This is a genomic window from Streptomyces sp. O3 (genome assembly GCF_054788135.1).
This window is the reverse complement of sequence record NZ_JBTVYK010000186.1, coordinates 1-272: the sequence shown is the minus strand read 5'-3', so window position 1 is coordinate 272 and position 272 is coordinate 1. Positions and strand designations below refer to the sequence as shown.

General features: G+C 65.4%; 1 protein-coding gene. It reads left to right on the top strand.

Features of this window, described 5'->3' with window-relative positions; translation table 11 throughout:
* Positions 1–272 (top strand): amidohydrolase family protein (locus ACX6XY_RS30290; protein WP_460337891.1); only part of this gene is annotated, 272 nt, incomplete at both ends.

The following is a 272-nucleotide window of genomic DNA, read 5'->3' as shown; positions in this document are numbered from 1 at the left end:
GTGCCCGACTACCTGTGCGAAACCGCCGGGGAGAGCTACGAGCAGACCCGGGCGTTGATCCGCCGCTGGCATCAGCGCGGCAGGCTGGGCTATGCCATCACCCCGCGCTTTGCCCCCACCTCGACCCCGGGGTTGCTGGAGGCGGTGCAGCGCCTGCGGGCCGAGTTTCCCGACACCTGGCTGCAGACGCATCTCAGTGAAAACCGGGAGGAGATCGCCTGGGTTAAACAGCTGTGGCCTGAGCATGCGCGCTATCTGGATGTCTATCATCA